3 protein-coding genes are annotated in these 2,767 nt (G+C 77.0%); all 3 read left to right on the forward strand.

The features are described 5' to 3' along the window. The coding region (locus tag ABD308_RS37720) for a helix-turn-helix transcriptional regulator (protein ID WP_344345317.1) at nt 1-390 on the forward strand (390 nt) is incomplete at its 5' end. A 109-nt stretch (nt 391-499) separates the two neighbouring features. Beyond that, nucleotides 500-1,474: an AraC-like ligand-binding domain-containing protein gene (locus ABD308_RS37725; protein WP_344345321.1), complete on the forward strand. Its 975-nt coding sequence runs from the start codon at nt 500-502 to the stop codon at nt 1,472-1,474. Nucleotides 1,475-1,529: 55 nt separating this feature from the next. Continuing rightward, the gene (locus tag ABD308_RS37730; RefSeq protein WP_344345324.1) at nt 1,530-2,534 is read left to right on the forward strand and encodes an alpha/beta hydrolase; all 1,005 of its coding nucleotides are present in this window, start codon (nt 1,530-1,532) and stop codon (nt 2,532-2,534) included. Nucleotides 2,535-2,767: the final 233 nt, after the last annotated feature.

The raw sequence follows: 2,767 nt of genomic DNA on the forward strand, positions 1-2,767 counted from the left end.
CTGCGGCTCGCCCACGGCTCCTGGCTGCGCCGCCGCCACCGCGCGGGCGCCCGGGAGGTGCTGCGCGCGGCCCATCACGTCTTCCGCCGGCTGGGGGCCGGGCCGTGGGCGGCCCAGTGCGAGGAGGAGCTGCGCGCGGCGGGCGACCTGGTGGTCCCGCCCCAGCGCGGACCGGCCGCGGCCCCGTCCGCCCCGGCCCTGCTGACCGGCCAGGAGCTGCGGATCGCCCGGATGGCCGCGACCGGTCTGACCAACAAGGAGATCGGCCAGCGGCTCCAGCTGTCGCCGCGCACCGTGGCGGCGCACCTCTACAAGATCTTCCCCAAGCTCGGCATCACCTCGCGCGCGGCCCTCGCCCACGCCCTCGCGCAGACCGTCCAACCCGGCTGACCCACCCGCCGCCGGGGCCACCGCCCGGTACGGCAGTCAGATGACCTAACCCACCGCCTGCCCCTTCGGTCAGGCTGAACGGGCAGGGAATCGACGGAAGGGCGGTCAGATGGGCGTGACGGTGACGACCGCGGCGGTCCCGGACGGCGAGAAGGCGGCGTACCTGGGCGGGGCGGTGTCGCGGACGCTGGTGCCGGTCGAGCTGCACCCGCGCACCGGCCTGCCGTTCGACGGGCGGCTGGTCTCGCACCGGCTCGGCCACGTCCGGGTCTCCACGCTGGAGGCGGACGCCGCCCGGTTCGCCCGCACGGCCGCGCTGATCGCCCGGATCCCGTGCGGCGAACCGCACGTCGGAGTCGGCGTGCAGGTGTCGGGCCGGGCCGTGCTGGAGCAGGACGGCCGCCGGGCGGAGGTCGCGGCCGGCGGGCTCGTCCTCTACGACACCGCGCGCCCGTACGCCTTCGACTACCCCGAGCGCTTCCGCACCCACCTGTTCCACCTGCCGCGCCGGCTGCTGGGCGTGCCGGAACACGACCTGCGGCGGGTCTCGGCGACGGCCGTCGGCCCCGCCGACGGATGCGGACCGGTGCTGCTCTCCTTCCTCGGCGGCCTCGCCGCCACCGCCGACTCCTACCCCGCGCCGGTCGGCGACCGGCTGGCCGGCAGCGTCGCGGACCTGCTCAGCGCGCTCGTCGCCCAGCTCACCCTCGGCCGGGCGGCGGACGAGCCGGACACCCCCAACACGCACCTGGTCCGCCGGATCCGGGAGTACATCGAGCGGCACCTGGGCGACCCCGACCTCGCGCCCGAACGGATCGCCCAGGCCCACCACGTCTCCGTCCGCTACCTGCACCGGCTCTTCGAGGGAGAGGGGGTGACGGTGAGCAGGCTCATCCAGCAGCGCCGGCTGGAGGCGTGCGCCCGCGAGCTGTCCCGGCGCGGCCGCACCGCGCCGACGGTGTCGGCCGTCGCGCAGCGCTGGGGGTTCGTCAATCCGGCACACTTCAGCCGCGCCTTCCGCGCCGCCTACGGCGTGCCGCCGCGCGAATGGCGGGCCCGTGGATCAGCGGAGCGGGCCGGCTGACGAGACCGGCCGACGAGCCGGCGCGCACCACCGACCGAAAGCCAGGAGCGAAGCGTTGTCCGACCCCATCCCCTTTCCCGGCCAGGGACCGGTGCTCGACCGGGCGCTCCAGGAGTTCCTGGCCGCCCGGGCGGCCGACCGGTCGGCGGGGGAACCGCCGGACCTGCTCGCGCTGCTCCCCGCCGACGACGGGCCCGGCGGCCGGGATGACGAAGCGGGCGATCCCGACGACCCCTGCGGCACCACCACCGAGTGGCTCGCCCTGCCGTGCGGCCCCGCCGGACGGGTGGCCGTCCAGGTGACCAGACCGGCCGGCGCCGCCGAGCCGTGCCCCGTGGTGCTGTTCCTGCCCGGCCTCGGCTGGTCGCCCGGCGAGGCCGCGGGCTACCGCCGGCTGGTCCGCGAGGTCGCCCTGGGCGCCGACGCCGCCGTGGTGTTCGTCGACTACGCGCGGGCGCCCGCCGCCCGCTACCCGGTGGCGGTCGAGCAGTGCTACGCCGTGGTCCGGTGGATCCAGGCGCACGGCCACGAGATCGGCCTGGCGGGGGAGCGGGTGGCCGCCGTCGGCGACTCCGCGGGCGCCAACCTGGTGGCCGCCCTGACGCTGCTGGCCCGCGAGCGCGGGGACGTCCGGCTGGTCCACCAGGTGCTGGTCTGCCCGGTGACCGACGCGGACTTCGACACCCCCTCCTACCACCGGTTCGCCACCGGCTACCTCCTGCACCGCGACCACATGCGCGGGTACTGGGACGCCTACCTGCCCGATGCGCGGCGGCGCCGGGAGGCGACCGGCGCGCCGCTGCGGGCCACCCTGGAACAGCTCGCCGGGCTGCCCCCGGCGCTGGTGCTCACCGCCGAGGCCGACGTGCTGCGCGACGAGGGCGAGGCCTACGCGGCGCGGCTGCGGGCGGCCGGGGTGGCGGTGGTGGCGATGCGCTACCAGGGCACCGTGCACGGCTTCCTGATGCTGGACGCGCACTGCCCGACCGGCACCGCGCGGGCCGCGCTGATCCAGCTCGTGGACACCGTGCACGTCGCCCTGCACCACCACGCCTGGTGACGGCTGGGCCCTCTCCTTCGGGTGACGTCGGACCAGCGACCGCCGGGCGTGATCCGAAGTAGAGGGCCTACGGCGCGGGCGGCGGCGCCCAGGGGGCGTCCGGGGTGGAGAGGCGGTGGGCGGCGAGGGTGGTGGCGAGCAGGAGGAGGGCGGCCAGGGCCAGGGTGAGGGCGAGGTGGCCGTGCAGGACCAGGACGGCGCCCGCGAGGCCGCCGAGCAGCATCGCGAGCGCG

Origin of the sequence: Kitasatospora putterlickiae, assembly GCF_039527695.1 — a bacterium.
In the GTDB taxonomy this organism is placed as follows: domain Bacteria; phylum Actinomycetota; class Actinomycetes; order Streptomycetales; family Streptomycetaceae; genus Kitasatospora; species Kitasatospora putterlickiae.